This is a genomic window from Collinsella sp. CLA-ER-H5 (assembly GCF_040092375.1).
Classification (GTDB): Bacteria; Actinomycetota; Coriobacteriia; order Coriobacteriales; family Coriobacteriaceae; genus Collinsella.
Window position 1 is genome coordinate 41,424 of sequence record NZ_JBBNLR010000007.1, and the last position, 17,098, is coordinate 58,521.

The 17,098-nt window shown below is 63.7% G+C and carries 15 protein-coding genes and 1 tRNA gene; all 16 read right to left on the reverse strand.

The genetic code is table 11. The features are described from left to right. Window positions 1-37: 37 nt before the first annotated feature. On the reverse strand, window positions 38-433 hold the full coding sequence (locus tag AAAX31_RS04040) for a DUF3343 domain-containing protein (RefSeq protein ID WP_349076248.1): 396 nt from the start codon (window positions 431-433) through the stop codon (window positions 38-40). A 15-nt stretch (window positions 434-448) separates the two neighbouring features. After that, window positions 449-1,081, reverse strand: coding sequence for a molybdenum cofactor guanylyltransferase (locus tag AAAX31_RS04045; RefSeq protein WP_349076250.1), 633 nt, complete (start codon window positions 1,079-1,081; stop codon window positions 449-451). A 154-nt stretch (window positions 1,082-1,235) separates the two neighbouring features. Further along, window positions 1,236-1,332: transfer RNA gene (locus tag AAAX31_RS04050), tRNA-Sec, on the reverse strand. A gap of 149 nt (window positions 1,333-1,481) precedes the next feature. Continuing rightward, complete coding sequence (selB, locus tag AAAX31_RS04055) at window positions 1,482-3,449, reverse strand: selenocysteine-specific translation elongation factor (protein ID WP_349076251.1); 1,968 nt, start codon at window positions 3,447-3,449, stop codon at window positions 1,482-1,484. Beyond that, window positions 3,446-4,903: an L-seryl-tRNA(Sec) selenium transferase gene (gene selA, locus AAAX31_RS04060; protein ID WP_349076252.1), complete on the reverse strand. Its 1,458-nt coding sequence runs from the start codon at window positions 4,901-4,903 to the stop codon at window positions 3,446-3,448. The genes selB and selA overlap by 4 nt, the downstream gene beginning before the upstream one ends. 76 nt (window positions 4,904-4,979) lie before the next feature. After that, a complete protein-coding gene (locus AAAX31_RS04065; RefSeq protein ID WP_349076253.1) occupies window positions 4,980-7,097 on the reverse strand; it encodes a molybdopterin-dependent oxidoreductase in 2,118 nt (705 codons plus the stop codon). 122 nt (window positions 7,098-7,219) lie between these two features. After that, complete coding sequence (locus tag AAAX31_RS04070; RefSeq protein ID WP_006234104.1) at window positions 7,220-8,059, reverse strand: formate/nitrite transporter family protein; 840 nt, start codon at window positions 8,057-8,059, stop codon at window positions 7,220-7,222. Window positions 8,060-8,098: 39 nt separating this feature from the next. After that, a complete protein-coding gene (gene hycI / locus AAAX31_RS04075) occupies window positions 8,099-8,602 on the reverse strand; it encodes a hydrogenase maturation peptidase HycI (protein WP_349076254.1) in 504 nt (167 codons plus the stop codon). Then, the gene (locus AAAX31_RS04080) at window positions 8,602-9,183 is read right to left on the reverse strand and encodes a formate hydrogenlyase maturation HycH family protein (RefSeq protein ID WP_349076255.1); all 582 of its coding nucleotides are present in this window, start codon (window positions 9,181-9,183) and stop codon (window positions 8,602-8,604) included. The genes hycI and AAAX31_RS04080 overlap by 1 nt, the downstream gene beginning before the upstream one ends. Beyond that, window positions 9,184-9,966 carry an NADH-quinone oxidoreductase subunit B family protein gene (locus AAAX31_RS04085; RefSeq protein WP_022095195.1) on the reverse strand — a complete coding sequence of 261 codons (783 nt, stop codon included), beginning with the start codon at window positions 9,964-9,966 and terminating at the stop codon, window positions 9,184-9,186. 2 nt (window positions 9,967-9,968) lie between these two features. Continuing rightward, complete coding sequence (locus tag AAAX31_RS04090) at window positions 9,969-10,685, reverse strand: formate hydrogenlyase complex iron-sulfur subunit (RefSeq protein ID WP_349076256.1); 717 nt, start codon at window positions 10,683-10,685, stop codon at window positions 9,969-9,971. Window position 10,686: 1 nt separating this feature from the next. After that, entirely contained in the window at window positions 10,687-12,459 is a 1,773-nt protein-coding gene (locus tag AAAX31_RS04095; RefSeq protein ID WP_349076257.1) for a hydrogenase large subunit, read from the reverse strand. A gap of 3 nt (window positions 12,460-12,462) precedes the next feature. Then, window positions 12,463-14,022, reverse strand: a complete 1,560-nt coding sequence (locus AAAX31_RS04100) for a hydrogenase 4 subunit F (protein WP_217107806.1) — start codon at window positions 14,020-14,022, stop codon at window positions 12,463-12,465. 3 nt (window positions 14,023-14,025) lie between these two features. Continuing rightward, entirely contained in the window at window positions 14,026-14,679 is a 654-nt protein-coding gene (gene hyfE / locus AAAX31_RS04105) for a hydrogenase 4 membrane subunit (protein WP_349076258.1), read from the reverse strand. A 13-nt stretch (window positions 14,680-14,692) separates the two neighbouring features. Continuing rightward, the gene (locus AAAX31_RS04110; protein WP_217107804.1) at window positions 14,693-16,150 is read right to left on the reverse strand and encodes a hydrogenase 4 subunit D; all 1,458 of its coding nucleotides are present in this window, start codon (window positions 16,148-16,150) and stop codon (window positions 14,693-14,695) included. A 15-nt stretch (window positions 16,151-16,165) separates the two neighbouring features. Continuing rightward, window positions 16,166-17,092 (reverse strand): NADH-quinone oxidoreductase subunit H, encoded by a 927-nt coding sequence (locus tag AAAX31_RS04115; protein WP_217107803.1) that lies wholly within the window; start codon window positions 17,090-17,092, stop codon window positions 16,166-16,168. Window positions 17,093-17,098: the final 6 nt, after the last annotated feature.

Consider the following 17,098-nt stretch of genomic DNA (forward strand, 5'->3'; position numbering starts at 1 on the left):
ACATTGGGGACAGGCACCTTTGTGGTGATGTTGGTGGTTAGAGGAAGAGCTGATGGTAGTCGGCGGGGGTTATGCGGCCTTCGGTGGCAGTGCGGAAGGCCGCGAGCGCATCGCCCGAGAACGGCATGGCCCAGCACAGCCCGCAGCCGGCGGTAATGGAGCCGGGCAGCGGCATGATGCGCCCGGGCACACCGGCGGCAAGACACAGCTGTTCGCATTCCATCACATCGAAGGTGCTATCGAACGAAACGATGATCTTACGTTCATGGTCGAGAGCATCACCGGACGGGCCTTCGCGGTGTGCATCACGATACGCCGCGGCGGCCGCTTCCTCTTCCGCAGTATGTCCGCAGCCACCGCAACCGCAGGTACAGGGTTCGGACCCGTCGCAAGTGCAAGGTTCCCCGGTATCGGGGCAAATATCGTGAGACATGGCAACTCCAATCGTCTAGGCGAGTAACTCGGCCGCCGCAAACTCCTCGGGCGTATTGACGTTCTCGAAGCAGAGCGTCGAGCCGGCGACCGCGACAATCTGAGGCTCGTCCATATAACCAGCCTGAACGCGATTGATCAGGCAGCGAATGCGCTGTCGGTCGCAGGAGAGCAGCTCTTGGGCAACCGGCGCACACGCGTCACGGCGCCAGACGGCGCAAAGCGGCTCAATCCCCCGCTCCTCGCGCGGCACGCACACATCGAGCGCCTCGGCCTCAACATGATCGGCAAGCGTGCCGATGAGTTCCGGCGAGACAAACGGCATATCGCAGGCAACGATCGCCACGAGCGGCAGCCGAGCCGCAGCCAACGAGCTCGCGATGCCGCGCATGGCGCCTGCCGAGCCTTCAAGGTCCGCCACCACACGCGGCACCAGGCCGCCAAACGTGCGCTCCTCAAGATAGGCAAGCTCGCTGGGACGCGACGTCGTCACGACCAACTCGCCGGCAACTGGCGCCAGCCGGCCCAGCACGCGCTCGATGAGCGGCTCGCCGCAAAACGCCATGCGCGCCTTATCGCAGCCCATGCGCGAGGACAGCCCGCCCGCCTGGACGACACAAGAAAGATCGGCACGTCTTACGGTAGTCATACGGCAAAACACCTCCATCGGCATGCTCGAAACCCGGTGCACGAAGCTAAATACAGCCACCGAAATAGCAGCGCTACGAAAAGCTCGTGCAAAAACAAAACAGCGCCTTTGCGGCACGCAGCAAGACCGCGAGCACAAAAGCGCTGGTAGCGTATGGCGGGAACGTATGTGAATCGAACACATCCAAGACGTTTTGCACGCCTCGCAACGGTTTTGAGGACCGCGGAGCCCACCGGAGCCCATCCGTTCCCAAGTGCGGAGGTATTTTACCAAACCGAAACGGCTCCATCCCAAAAAGACGAACAAGAAGTTGCGGTGGAATAGTTCCTGTATTTGCTGCCAAAGCCTCCAAATAGGAACTATTTCACCGCAACTGAGGAGGCGGGAGCGAGTGACCGGCCTAGCGCAGGGACCTCAGGCCGCCGGCATCCTTGTCGAGCACCGTAAAGCGCACGGCATCCAGGTGCTCCAAGATGCTGATGGCACGTTTGCGCGACACACCCAGCGCCTCGCGCAGGGCGCTCGTGGTGGCAGCGCCCCCGGCAGCCTCGATAGCGGCGGCGACAAGCTCGCGCGCATGCGACTCCACGGTGGCGGACAAGGCAACGTCACGCTCGATCTTCACGATGGAACGGTTGAGCGAAAGCTCGCGCAGGGCACGCGTCATGGTGTCGCGATCGAGCTGCAACTGCTCGCCAACCTCGGGCAGCGTCGGCGCATCGAGGCCGGCTTCGTCCAGCAAGGCAACGATACGTTCGCAGGCCTCGCGCACCACGCGTGCCGCCGCGGCGGCCGAGTGCGGGTCGAACACCTCGGCCCCCTCGGCAGCGCATACGCCACGCGCGCAGCCCTCGGCAATCAGAGCCGCGGCAACGCCTTCATCGGCGGCAAGCCAGGCAGCATGGGCAACGGCGCCGGGCGTAAAGCCCGTCTCCTTGGGAGCCGCCGCGTGCATGGCTGACAGGGTCGCCGCCAGTGCATCCATCGCGGCGTCCAGCACCACGGTGTCCGCATAGAGGTCCGCATCGCCCACGACAAGCTTGCAAACGGAGCCCTGCGTCACCAACCCGCGCAGTGCGGCATCGACCTCGCCGGCACCAAGATCCAAAGCCTCTGCAACATCAACCGTCGTAACCGGCAGCGTCTGCAGCGCCAGCCATGCGCCCACACCGCCCGCGATATCACCGGACTCGAGCGCCGTATACAGTGCACGCTCCCCTTCAGCAAGCTCGCGCGAGCGACGGCAGCGCGAAAGCAGCACGCGCCCGCCGCCAATAAGCATAACGGGCGAATACGACAGCACCACGGCATGGTCTCCGGCGCGCAGCGGCAGCGGCTCCTCCAATCGCACCTGCACGGTACGGGTCTCGCCCACCGCCATGGGGGCCTCGCCCTCCAAAAGCATGATGCGGCCGACGACCTCGGCCGTGCCGGCCATCACATGCACACGCGCACCCGACTCGAGCACGCGCGGCTTGGTGCCCTCGCGGCCCAGGTAGGTGAACGTCATCATAAAGCGCAACGTCTGGCCAAAGCGGTCCGCCACGCCCAGCATCTCGCCACGGTCAAGCGCCGCGACACCGTCACCAACTAGGTTGAGCGCCACACGCTGACCAGGCAGCGCGCGCGGCGTATCGCCATGCACCTGAATCCCGCGCACGCGACAGACCGTACGCGACGGCAAAGCCATCAGCTCATCGCCCACCGCAACCGACGCATCGTGCAGCGTTCCCGTTACGACAGTGCCGACGCCCTTAATCGTAAAGCAGCGGTCAATCGGCAGGCGCGGCGCGGCATCGGTGCGCTCGGCACGGTCGCGGCAGGCATCCCAGCAGGCGCTTACCTGCTCGTCGAGCACCGCAAGCAGCCCGTCGATCCCCTCGCCCGTCTTAGACGACACGGGCACAATCGGCGCGCCCGCAAACACGGTACCCGACAAAAAGTCATCGACATCGAGCTCGGCAAGCTCGGTCATCTCGGCATCGGCCAGGTCACACATCGTCAGCGCCACCACCATATGCGTGACGCCCAGCAGCTCCAGCACATGCACGTGCTCGCGGGTCTGCGGCATTACGCCCTCAACGGCAGAGACCACCAGCACGGCAACATCAATGCCCGTCGCACCCTGCACCATGGCGCGTAAGTAATGCGCGTGGCCCGGCACGTCAACCAGGCCAACGATCTTGCCACTCGGCAGCGCCAGCTCGCCAAAGCCAAGCTCAACGGTCATGCCGCGGCGACGCTCGACTTCAAGGCGATCGGGATTCTTGCCGGTCAGCGCCTCGATCAGTGCCGACTTACCGTGGTCAACGTGACCCGCCGTGCCAACGATAACGGGGCACTCCACGAGCGTTTGAACCTCACTCATCGAGCAATCGCCTTCTCAACGCACGCGACGAGCGTCGATGCCGCCGTCTCGATATCGCGGTCGCCCACAAGCGTACGGACGTCAAACAAAATGAGGTCGTGCGAGGCGCGCGTGACGACCGGCGTATCGAAGTCCTGGATGAGCGAGCGCTTGAGCGCATCGACCGTCAGGCGCGCGTCAACAAGACGCACGGCAACGCACATCGTGGGCAGCTCCACAGTAGGCAGCGAGCCGCCACCGGGGGTCGACGATTCCTCGACGATCTCCACCTGCACGGCGCACGGGCAACCCGCCTTATCGAGCCCGGCGACCATACGATCGCGCAGCTTGCGGGCACGTCGTTCCAAATGGGCCTGCGGTAGCGTAAGCATGCTGAGCACCGGAATATCGCGATGGGCAACATCGGCGCCGTCCATGTAGATACGCAGCGTGGCCTCGAGCGCCGACAGAGCCAGTTTGCCCGGGCGCAGGGCGCGCATAAGCGGATGCGACCCACAAGCCTGGACCAGATTGCGACGACCCATGATAATGCCCGCCTGTGCGGCACCGAGCAGTTTATCGCCCGAGCACGACACCAGATCGAGCCCCGCCGCTACCGAAGCCGGCGTGGTTTCTTCGCCGCCGCGCACCAGGATGTCATCGGGCAACAGCGCGCCCGACCCCTGGTCCTCGTAGAACAGCAGGCCATGCTTGTGGGCCAGAGCGGCAAGCTCCCGAGAGCCGACTTCCTCGTGAAAACCCTCGATGCGATAGTTAGAAGGATGGACCTTAAGGATCATCGCCGTATCGGGCGTGATGGCGCGCTCGTAGTCGCCCAAGTACGTGCGGTTGGTGGCGCCGACCTCGACGAGTTTGGCGCCCGAAGCCGCCATGACATCGGGGATGCGGAAGCTGCCGCCGATCTCGACAAGCTCGCCGCGGCTGACGATGACCTCTTTGCCTGCGGCATGGGTCGCCAGCACCAGCAGCACCGCGGCGGCATTGTTGTTGACCACGAGCGCGTCCTCGGCACCGGTGAGCGAGCGAATCAGCTGCGCGGCGTGCTCCTTGCGCGACCCGCGCGAACAGGTGTCCACGCTGTACTCGAGCGTGCTGTACCCGCGCGCGACCTCGGCCACGGCCCTTGCCGCCGACTCCGCGAGCGGGGCGCGGCCCAAGTTGGTATGGATGACCACACCCGTGGCGTTGACGGCGGGGCGCAGGCTCGGCAACGCGGAGCGGTGCGCACGCCACTCGATGGCCGAGGCCAGGTCGCGCTTAGAGCGCGGGGCAACGCCGGCGCGAATGGCGGCGCGTTCCTCGTCGAGCTCGGCCGTGACGGCGGCATGCACCACCGCGTCGCAGGTCTCTCCCGCCGCCTTCACTACCGGCCACTCGGCGAGCAGCTCGTTGACGGAGGGAATGGCGCGCAGGCGGGCGCGCACCTCATCGGACATGTTCTGGCTATCGCTCATGTGCGGCCTTTCAAAACCAAAGGTGAATCAATCGTTCGAACGTCAAACTATCAGCCAATTCGATCGGCTGAGTCAATCAATCGCTATTATCCTCGCGCGCCGCGATCTTTTCCACGCGAACGGCGTTTTCCTGGGTGAGCGCGGCACCCGTCAACGGGTCCCAACGCAGCGGCGTATGGTCGAGCGGGCCCACGCCCAAGGCTTGAGCGCCGCCGGCATCGGCGCCAAACGAACGTCCGCCGGGGGCGGCTGACGTAAAGATGCACGCCGGATGCAGATACGGCGTCGTCTCCACGCGCACGCGGTCGCGGCCCATATCGCTCACGAGCTCGACGATCTCGCCGTCGGCGATGCCCATGTGCGCAGCAGCATCGGCATTCATCTGCACGGCATCCAGGTCCGATCCAGCCTCGGCGGCACCTTGGGCCGCAAGCCTTCGCGAAGTGTGCGACTCAAAGGGACGGTTACCGCTAATGAGGCGAAACATCCCCGGGCCCGGCTCCACCATGGGCGCAATCCAGTTGGGCACACGACCCATGCCGACTCGTTCCCATATGTCGCTTGCCAGCGCAATTTTACCGCCATCCAAGGGAATCGCCGGCTCGCCCGTACGCGACGGCAACGCAACACCCGTGTCGGCCCAGCCGCGCTCCTTGAGCGCAGCGAGGTCAATTCCAAACGGCGCCACCTGGGCAGCCGCCAGGTCGTCAGACGTAAACTGGAAGTACTCGCCCACGCCACACGCCTGCGCCAGACCGGCAAAAATCTCCCGACCGGGACGTGTGCCGTCATGCTGCACAGGCAGCACGGCGTTGCGGTAGAACACGCGCGAATCATTGGCGCCCACGACTGTGCCCACACCGCGGTCGGCCTCCAGATACGTCACGTCGGGCAGCACGAAGTCAGAAGCACGCGCTGTCTCGGACCAGCGAATATCAATCGTCACGAGCAAGTCGAGCTGTTCCAGAATCGATAGCCACGCCCCGGCGTTGCCATAGCCCGCGCCGGGATTGCTAGCGTAAACGATCAGCCCGCGCAGGTCCCCGGCCAGAATCGACTGACCGATGGTCGTGCACAGGCCGCGCACCGGATCAACGAGCGGATAGTGCTCGGACCCCAACTTAGGCTCACGCGGCACCGGCGGCGTCGCAAAACGTGCGGGATCAAGGTCGCCCAGCACAAGCGGTGCAGGTGGATTGAGCGCGCCGCCTGCGTGTCCGATGCAGCCCAGCAGCACATCGACCATGCAGATAGCTCGCGCCGTCTGGGTACTGTTGGCATACGCGATGCCGATGCCGCCATGAAAGCCAGCGTCCACCACGGCAGCAGGCGCGGCGGCAGCTAGATCGCGCGCCGTGGCGGCGATCTCTGCGGCCGGCACGTCGCACATCGACTCGGCCCACTCGGGCGACCAAGCACGGGACGCCTGCGCCAGCTCGTCAAAGCCCGTGGTATAGCGGGTCACGAACTCGTGGTCGTACAGGTCCTCGGCAATCAACACATGGGCAATACCCAACAGCAGCGCCAAGTCGCAGCCCGGGCGCACGCGCAGCCAGCGGTCGGCAAGCGCAGCCGAGCCACTGCGCCGGGGGTCGACCACGATAATCTTCGCCCCACGTCGACGGGCATCGTTGAGCGTATCAACGGCCCCCATCGTCGACGAATCGACAATGGAACGCCCCAGGTACATGATGCAATCGGTATGCGCAAGGTCGGAGGCGGGGCTATAGCCCAGGCTGTGCTCCCAGCCGGTGAGACGGCTTACCTCGCAGGCGCCATCGGCACCGTACACGTTGGGCGAACCAAGCGCATGCATAAAGCGATACGCCCAGTAGCGGTCGAACGAGGGCACGCCGAGCGTCATGCCCAACGCGCGCGGACCATGCCCGTCGACAATCTCCCCAAGGCGCGCTGCGATCTGCGCGAACGCCTCGTCCCACGAAATCGCATCGAACCCCGAGCCATCCTGGCGGCGTCGCATGGGATGCAAAATCCGGTCACGCTCGTCAAACGGCATTGCCAGGCGATGCCGTCCGCGGGCGCACAGGGCACGCGCCGCGCACGGATGCCCCGGCACCGGCAACTCGGCCACCACGCGACCGTCCTCAACGTGTGCCGCAAAGGCGCAATCGGCATAGCATCCCCCGCATGTGGTCACCAAGGCGCGACCGTCACGCTCCAAAGCAGATGCCATCTCGATTACCCCTTTCACAAGCCAAACACAGCAGGCCAAAAGCCCGGCAACGAGCCCCAGGCCAAAAAAGCCTCCCGCACGGCAACGCCCCGCGGGAGGCCCTACGTCAAACAGACGATACCTTACGCCTCGGACTTCTTGGCGTAGATAAACCAGTAGCCGAGCGCGACCAGAACCGCGCCGCCCACGATGTTGCCCAACGTGGCGGCGGACAGGTTAAACGCAATGCCCGCAGCGTTGAGCGCATCGGCGCCGGCGACCTTGGCACCATAGCCGCACGCGTGCATCACGGCACCCATGGGCAAAAAGTACATGTTGGCAACGCAGTGCTCAAAACCGCAGGCCACAAAGGCGGCTATGGGCAGCAGAATGCCCACAACCTTATCGACCACGGTCTTGCCGGCGGTACCGATCCACACGGCCAGGCACACAAAGATGTTGCACAGGATGCCGCGGAAGAAGATCGTCACCCAGTCGATCGTCACCTTGCCGGCGGCGACGCTCACCATGGAATTGGCGACCGCCTCACCGTTGAGCTTGTAAATGCCGGCCATGTACACCAAAAAGACGATGAACAGGGCACCGACAAAGTTACCGACCCATACGACGACCCAGGCCTTGAGCATCTGGACCAGGGTAATCTTTTTGCTCTTGAGCGCGCAGACCATAAGCGAATTACCGGTAAACAGCTCGGCGCCGCACACCAGCACGAGCACCAGGCCCAGGCAAAAGCACAGGCCGCCCACGACGCGCTGGGCGCCCCAGCCCAGCGTGCTATCGCTCAAGAACACGGTAAAGAACAGACCACCGAAGGCAATAAACGCACCGGCGAACATTGCCAACAGAAAGGCCTTTGCGACCGGCAGGTTGGCCTTGGTCACGCCGGCGGCCTCGGTCTTGGCCTCGATCGCGGCGGGCGCCAGGCAATCGGGAGCGGGGTACTCCACCTTGGAATCTGCCATGTCAATCACTTCTTTCCTAATCAGCAGGGACAAGCGCTCCTATTGCTCTTGCCCCAAGCGGACAAAGTGGGAAAAGTCGTTGGCGGCCACGGCGTTGTACACGGCGTCGACGGCGTCAAAGACTTCCGGGGACATGGGGTTGTAGAACTCCGTGTCGCCCGGCTGAATCCCAACGAAGACGATATCATCACACGATTGCTCGATTTCCTCGATAAGAATCGACAAAGGAAGCGAATGCGTGGTGAACATCGACTTGCGGGCCACATCGCGCTTGTCGAGCAGGCGGATGGACCCGACGGGCAGCGCCATGTCGGCGGCATCGACCAAAACCAGACGCGGCGGACGCTCGCGCTTGACCTCGATGATGTCGTCCTCGGGCGTTTGGCCGCCGTCGATGGTGTACCAACCGGCGATGGGTGCGTCTTCCATCTTTTTGGAGAGCACGGGGCCGGCGGCATCGTCGGCACGCAGCACGCTTCCCGCCGTGAGCACGATACCTGCAAACGGGGCGCCGTTTACACGTCCATCCACAACGCAACCCATTACTGCAACCTTCCCGTCAGATACACGCCCGACACATCGCGCACGCGCTCAACCAGATCGCGGAATTTCATCAGAAACGCGACCTGCTGGGCATGCAGGCCAAAGTCGTCATCGAACACCGAGATGCCGGCCTTGGCCGACCCGCGAAAACCGCGCTCGTCGAGCAGCGCATCGCAGGCCTCGAGCAGCGACGGCACCGCCGCCTTGTCGAGCTGGCACTCCCCAAAGGAGCGGATGGCCTCGAACTTGGTCTTAGCCTCCCCCTCCGGCAGCGCGTCGACGAGCGAATAGAACACATCCACCGACACCGACAGGCGCGGCTCAAAGCAGTCGAGCACGCCGGTGTGGTGGCCCACGGCGAGCGTGTAGTACAGCACGTCGCAGGCCTCCTGGGGAACGTCTTCCTCGGTCTCCACAAACTTACGCGTGAGCTCGTAGAAGACCACCTGGTCGGGCGCATGGCCCAGGCAGGGGTCAGCGACGCCCTCGGCGGCCTCGTCGCTTGCGCGCGAGGCATCGCCAAAAGAGCCGCCGAGCATGCCAGGGCCCGCAAAGTAACCAGAGCGGTCCGTGAGCTCCATCTAGCGACCTCCGGCCAGCACCAGATCCTGCAGCGCCGAGTAGACCTCAACGCGGCGCGGATCGTCCTGCTTGTCGATAAGCAGCGCCATGGCACCGCGGATATCGCCCTTGGGCGCGCCCTCGAGCGTATCCATAAACTCGTTGGCCAGGTCGCGGCCGTAACGGTAGCCGCTCATGGCGCGAGCTTCGCGCTCGATGGCAACGCGCAGCTTGTACGGCACGCCGGGGTGCAGGATATCGGCCTGCTCGCCGGCGGCCTCCACCGTAGTCTCGGCATGGAGCTTTTGGTCCAGCAGGCCGAGCGCCATGGCAAAGCCGTAGATGGTCTGCGCGGGGCTGGGCGGGCAGCCGGGGATGTAGACATCGACCGGCAAGATTTTGTCCGTGCCGCCCCAGACGCAGTAGTTGTCGTAGAAGATGCCACCAGTGCAGCCGCACGCGCCATAGGACACCACGATCTTGGGATCGGGTGCGGCCTCAAAGGCGCGCAGGGCCGGCATGCGCATGGCACGCGTCACGGCGCCGGTGTACAGCAGCACATCGGCGTGACGGGGCGAGGGCACGACCTTGATGCCAAAGCGCTCGACGTCGAAGACGGGCGTGATGGAACCGAAGATCTCGATCTCGCAGCCGTTGCAGCCGCCGCAGTCAACGCGGTAGACGTACACCGAGCGCTTGATCTTCTTAAGAAGGGTCGCCTTGGCCTTCTCGATGCTCTCGTCGAGCTCGATCTTGGTCGGGCGGTACTGAAGCCGCTCGGGCAAAAGCGTGGGTTCGGCCATGGTTACTCCTCCTTCGTATCAAAATCCATGATGATGCCCTCGACCGGCGCAGGACCGGCGGAAATCTCGGGCGCATCGGGGTTGAGCTCGCGGTCGATATACTCCGGGTTCACGCCGTGGCCGCCCAGATACTCCATGCCGGGGCCCTGGGGCTCGCCGGACGCAAGCGTCTCGTTGGCAGCCATGCCGGCAGCGTTGCCGGTCTTTACGGCCGAGGCGGCGCGCAGGGCGTCGAGCTCGCGCTTGCACTCCTGACACATACCGACGGTACGGGCAGCCTGCTCGGCCTCCATGCCGCCGGCCTTTTGCAGCAGGCGCTTGGCGTAGTCGATCTCCTTGTGCGGGGCAAACGGCTTGCCGCAACGCGAGCAGTGCTCGAGCGTGTAGACGCTCTTGCTGGTGAGGTCGTCCTTGCTCATGACGGCCAGCTCAAACTCCTCGGTGAGCTTGATGGCCTCCATGGGGCAGGCCTCCTCGCAGCGGCCGCAAAAGATGCAGCGACCGTAGTCGATCGACCAGGTGATGGTATCGGCCGCAAGGTCGGTGTCCATGCGAATGGCATCGGCCGGGCACGCCACGCCGCAGGCACCGCAGGCGATGCAGAGCTCGGCGTTGTGCTCGGGCTTGCCGCGCATGTCCTTGTTGGTGGGGAACGGCGCAAACGGGTACTTGACCGTCGCGTCGCCGGCCTTGGCGTTGACCTTCCAAAGCTTCAGCATATTAGAGCGCCTCCTCATCGAGCGGAGCGGCCATGGTGCCCTCGCCCGCAAGCGGCGACTTGTCACGCCAGACGTTCTCGAACTGCTCCTTGTCGAGCGCGTGGTCGCGCTTGGCGGCGACATCGGTCACCGTCACGCGGTCGGTGCAGGAGTAGCACGGGTCAAGCGAGCCGACAATCAGCGCCGCGTCGCCCACGGTGTTGCCGCGGAACATGTAGCGCAGGACCGGCCAGTTGCTGTACGTGGCGGCCTTGGCGCGCCAGCGGTAGCACTTCTGGTTGTTGCCGAGCATGGCCCAGTGCACGTCCTCGCCGCGCGGCGCCTCGGTGGCGCCGATGGCGTACTTGTGCGGGGTGTACTCCCAATCCGTGGTGAGGATGGGGCCCGACGGACAGTTCTCGAGCATGGTCTCGATCATGTCGATCGAATCGTAGACCTCCTGGATGCGAACGGCGGTACGGCCGAAGGCATCGCAGGTGTCGGCCGTAGCGGCGTGCATCTTTTGGACGTCCGGATCGGCGTAGCCGTCGAAGGGATGGTCAAAGCGCACGTCGCGGGCATAGCCCGAGCCACGCATGAGCGGGCCGACCGGCGAGAAGTCGCGTGCGATCTTGCGGTCCAAGATGCCGATGCCACTCGTACGCTCAATAAAGTTGGGCGTGGAAAGCAAGACGTCGACGAGTTCCTGAACCTCGGAGCGCAGCTGATGGATGGTCGTGAGCGTGGAAAGCTTCTGCTCGGCCAAAATGTCGCGACGCACGCCGCCGATCACGTTGAGGCCGTAGGTCTTGCGGTGACCGGAGAGCTTCTCGGCCAGGTCCATGGACTTCTCGCGGACGCGGAAGAACTGCTGGAAGCCGGAGTCGAAGCCCGTGTAGTGCGACGCCAGGCCAATGTTGAGCAGATGCGAGTGCAGGCGCTCGACCTCGAGCATGATGGCGCGGATGTACTGGGCGCGCGGCGGGACATGGATGCCCTGGGCGCGCTCGACGGCCTCGGCATAGGCCACCGAGTGGGCGCAGCCGCAGATGCCGCAGATGCGGTCAGCGAGGAACGTCACGGCGTCATAGTTCAGGCGCGTCTCGGCGACCTTCTCCATGCCGCGGTGCACGTAGAACAGACGGTAGTCGGCGTCGACGATCGTCTCGCCCTCGACGAACAGGCGGAAGTGGCCGGGCTCGTCAGAGGTAATGTGCAACGGGCCCATGGGGACGAGCGTCGTCTCCTTGCCCTTGGTATCGGCCAAGAACTCGTAGTTTTCCATGTCACTCGCGGGAGCGGGACGGAAGCGGTAGTCCATGGAGTCCTTGCGCAGCGGATACAGGCCGCTGGGCCAATCGTCGGGCAGCACCAGGCGACGACGATCGGGCAGACCCTCGGGAATCAGGCCGAACATGTCGCGCAGCTCGCGCTCGCCCCACACGCAGGCGGGGACGAACGGCGTCACGGACGGGAACGTCATCTTGGCGGGATCGACCTCGGTGCGCACGGTCACCCAGCCGGGGTCCTCCCCCTCCATGGAGATGACGTAGTACACGGCGTAGCGACCGCACAGACTGCGCTCGTCGTTGCCGATGATCACGGGAATCCAGCCGTAGCGCTCGTAATACAGGTAGTGGACGGCCTCGGGCAGCTTGTCCTGCTTGACGGTGATCGTCAGCTGGTCCTCGCACTGCCACTCGACCTTCTCGATGCAGCCCGGAACGGCGCGGCGCAGGGCCTCGACATGACTCTCGCAGCGACGGGCATACACCTTGTTCTCAGTTTCAATCATTCGTTACTCCACCTCGCTCTGAGCGGTCTCGGTACCGAACACAGCGCGGTACATCGGCGTCGCGTGAAGTTCCTCGGTGCTCTGCTCGAGCACAATGCCGGTCGCGGTCTCCACACCGTGCACGAGAGGCAGCGGGGTGGCGATGCCAAACCACAAGATCATGACAGCCAGGATGATTTCGGGGATAAGCATGAGCGCCGGGGCCTCATGCTTATCCATGCCCTGGGGCGCATGGCCGAATACCGACTTGAGTGCGATGCGGGTGAGCGCGGAGATGGCCACGGTAAGACCGAGGGCGACCACGACGACCAGCCACATGGGACCGGCGGTAACACCGGCGACAAAAGTCAGGAACTCGGAGATAAACATGCCAAAGGGCGGGAAGGCACCAAGACCGAGCAGCGCCAGGACGGCGAGCGCGGCGGTTGCGGGGGCAACCTCGACGACACCCTGGATCTTAGCCAGGCTACGCGTGCCAAAGGCGTGCTGAATGTTGCCGGACACGCAGAAGGCAAGCGTCTTGGTAAAGCCGTGGAACACGCAGTGCAGCAGGGCCGCGGCGATACCCAGCGGGCCACCGATACCCAGGCACAGGGCGATAACGCCCACGTTCTCCACAGACGAGTACGCAAAGCGGCGCTTGAGGTCGTCCTGGCGGAACATCGAAAGTGCCGCCACCAAAATGGACAGCGTGCCGACGATCAGCAGCAAAAGTTGCGGATACTCGGCGCCCACGGCCTGGATGGTAAAGCCGTAGAAGCGCATGATCACAAGCATGGCGCACTTAAGCAGCACGCCCGAGAGTAGGGCCGAGACAGGGCTCGGGGCCTGGGAGTGGGCATCGGGCAGCCAAGTGTGCATGGGGAACAGGCCGGCCTTGGTGCCAAAGCCGATCACGATAAACGCAAAGGCGAGGCGCATGAGCGTCGGGTCGAACTGGTCGGCATACGGCAGCACGCACGACAGGAACGCGGCCTCGTGAGCGTTGGGAATCACGTCGGCGGCGTTGGCGTAGATCAGCAGCGTACCGAACAGGCCAAAGGCCACGCCGGCGGTGCAGACCATCGCATACTTCCAAGAAGCCTCGAGGGCCGTCTTGTTCTTGTAGATACCCACGAGGAACACGGTGGAAAGCGTGGTTGCCTCCACGGCGGCCCACGTGAGGATCATGTTGTTGGACAGACACGCGAGCAGCATAGTGAACACGAACAGGCTAAACAGCGCAAAATACTGCTTGGCGCGCTCGGCGGGCATGGAGCCCTCCTCGATATCGGCCTTTACATAGGGCAGCGAGAACAGCCCCGTAAGAAAACCGATAAAGCCGATGAGCAGCACAAAGATGGCGCCCAGCGAATCGAGGTGAAACCACAGGCCAAGAGCGCTCGCGGTGTCGCCGCTCATAAGGACGTCACCGGCCGTCATAATCGACAGCACCAAGACGGCTGCGACGGAGACCAGGTTGAGACCGGCAAACACGTTATAGGACGTGTTCTTGGGCAAAAATGCCATGACCAGCGAGAACACCAAAGGAGTCGCGAGCAGGGCGAGAATCAACGTTTCCATGGACTACCCCCTCAGCTCGGACAGGTCGCGCGCATCGAGCGAGTGGGAGTCGTCCCAAATGCGACGCACGACGATGGACATGATGATGACGGCAAAGATGGCGTCGGTGGCGATACCGATCTCGATGATCTCGGGAGCGGTGGGGGCCAAAAGCGCGAGTGTCACATGGCTGCCGTTTTCCATAAGGCAGTATCCAAAGATCTGCTTCATGATGTTGCGCTGCGAAATGATGCAGGTGAGGCCCACAAAGAAGTGAGCGAAGCTAATAGCGAGCGCAGGCGTTGCGACCTCGGCCGTGGGCAGGCTGATCTGCGTCACGACGGCAAAGCAAATCGCGACCTCGACGGCGATGATGCAAATGGCCCACGCGGGCTTAAGACCGGCCTTGAGCGATGCGTCGCTCGGCTCGCCCATCTTCTTATATGCGCGGCTGAGGATATAAGGGACCAGGACGACCTTGGTGATAAAGGCAGATCCGGCCCACATAAGCAGTTCCAGCGCACCGGTGGTGACACCGAGCGTGGCGAGCAGTCCCACGAGCACCAGCGACTGCACCGCATACCAGCGGATGGCGTGCTTGATGTTCTTGGAGACGACCACCATGGTGGACGTGACGATCAGAAGGCCGCCAAGGATGTTGACGATCGAATATCCCATGTCGTTCTACCTCCTAACCGATCCAGCTGGCCGAAAGCGGGCCGCTGACGATGACCATGATGATGAGCATGATGAACACGAACGCCATCGCGCGGGGAAGCGGGGCTCCCGCAGCGACCTCTTCGCTCGGCTCGCCGGGCAGGCAATAGCCCATCCACTTAAGGAACCAGGCAAAGGTGGCGACGGTCTCGGCAACCATGATGCACACGAGCACCAGGATCGCGACGTTGCCGGCACCCACAGAAAAGCCGCCGGCGATGATCTGGAACTTCGAGAAGAACGTGTTCATGGGCGGCACGCCGGCAATGGCGAGCGCGGCGACACCGAAGCCCACGCCCGAGATCGGGTACTTCTTTACGATGCCGCGAAGCTTGGGCAGCATACGCGTGCCGAGCGTAAAGGAGAACGAACCGGCGATCAGGAAGAACAGAGTCTTGGCGAAAGCGTGGTTAAAGATGTGGCACACGGCGCCATCAAAGGCCAGCTGGCTACCAAAGACCGAAAGGCCCAGACCAAAGAACACATAGGAGAGCTGGGCGATCGTGGAGAAGGCCAGCAGGCGCTTCATGTCCTTTTGCGGCAGGTACATAAGGAAACCAAAGAGCATGGTGACCATGGCGTCGATAATGGCGACCCAGCCCACGATCTCGGGAATCTCGCCGGCAGAGACGAGTGCACGCGCGAACACGCACACGCCGACCTTGACCATCGAGGCGCCATGCAGGTAGGCCGAAACAGGCGTCGGCGCCTCCATGGCCGAAGGCAGCCACATGTACATGGGAACCTGTGCGGACTTGGCCCAGGCCGCAAACAGCACGAGCAAAAGGACGATAGCCTTGAGCTTGGCATCGAGGCCGGTAATCGCGGTAATGGCGAAGGTGCCGGTGTGGGCAAACACGATGGCGGCACCCAGATACAGGCCGAGCGCACCGATATGCGTGATGATCAGGGCCTTCATACCGGCCTTCTTGGCCGTAGGCGTCATGTAGTAGCTAATGAGGCCCCAAGAGCACGCGCCCGTGATCTCAAAGAACACGAGCTGGCCCAAAAGGGTCGAGCTGTACACGAGGCCAGCCATGGCACCAATGAAGGTCGCGAGGTACGCGTAGAAGCGACGACGCGGCGCATCGGGATGCTCACGGTTATTCTCGCTCATATAGGGGATCGAATAGATCACGACAAGCAGGCCGATACCCACAAAGGCGGGCGCGAGCAGCGTGCTCATGCGATCGAAGGTGAATCCCATGACGAGGGTCTGCCCAAACGAGATCAGGGGGACCTGCGTGTCGGGCATGCCGGCGCCAGCGAAATTCGCGGCGAGGGCGATGGTGCAGACCGTCGAGACGGCGGCACCCAAAACGCTGAACCACTTGGCGTACGGACGGGGGAACAGGGCGACGAGCACCGAGGCCACCATCGGGGCCGCGATAGCGACCAAGCCGAGAAGGGACAGACTGACTGCAAATGACATTGTTTCTCCCTTCTCCTACACGCCGACGACCACGAAAACAAACGCCAGAACGGCGATGCCCACGACGGCCCAGGTCTGATTGCCGAGCACCTTAAAGCGCGAGCGCGAGCAGGAGTTCTCGATCACGCCGCAGACCACAAAGTCGATAAGGCACTTCACCAGGAAGATGACCGCGCCCAGAACGGCGGTGGCGCCCACGGTCGCGGGCTCGCCCCAGGGGACGAAGATCGCGCAGAACCAAGCGACGACCAGGACCTGCTTCATGGACATGGCGAGCTTGGCCATCGCAAGCGACGGGCCGGAAAGCTCGGCGAGCGGACCTTCCTGAAGCTCCTGCTCGGCCTCGGCCTGATCAAACGGCAGCTTGCCGAGTTCCATATAGCAGGCGATCGCAAAGGCGATGCCGGCGAGGATCACGGCGACCGGCGCGTCAACGGCGCCCGTCATGATGTGCTGACCCATGGTGGCGATGTCGGTGGAGCCGCACACCAGGGCCGCGGCAAACAGCGCCAACAGCATGGACGGCTCGATGAGCACGCTCATGAGCAGCTCGCGGACGCCGCCGATACCGGCGTAGGCGTTAGACGAATCCACGCCGCAGAGGGCGAAGAAGAAGCGGGCGAGCGCCAGGCTGTACATGATGGTGATGGCGTCACCAAAGACCGGGATGGGGCTTTGTGTCGTAAAGAGCGGCAAGCCCATCGCGAGCATAAAGGCAACGGCGAAGAACAGCGGCGGCATAATGCGCAGCGCAAAGCTCGCGTCCTCGCTCTGGGACTCGGGGCGCGCAAAGAGCTTGGCCAGGTCGCGGTAGTCCTGCATGATGCTGGGGCCGCGACGGTTGTGCATCTTGGCGCGGATCACGCGACCGAGACCGGAGAAGAACGGCGCGACGGCCATAACGACCACGCCCTGCAGAACGGCAAGTACGATGTTGTTCATGCTCTC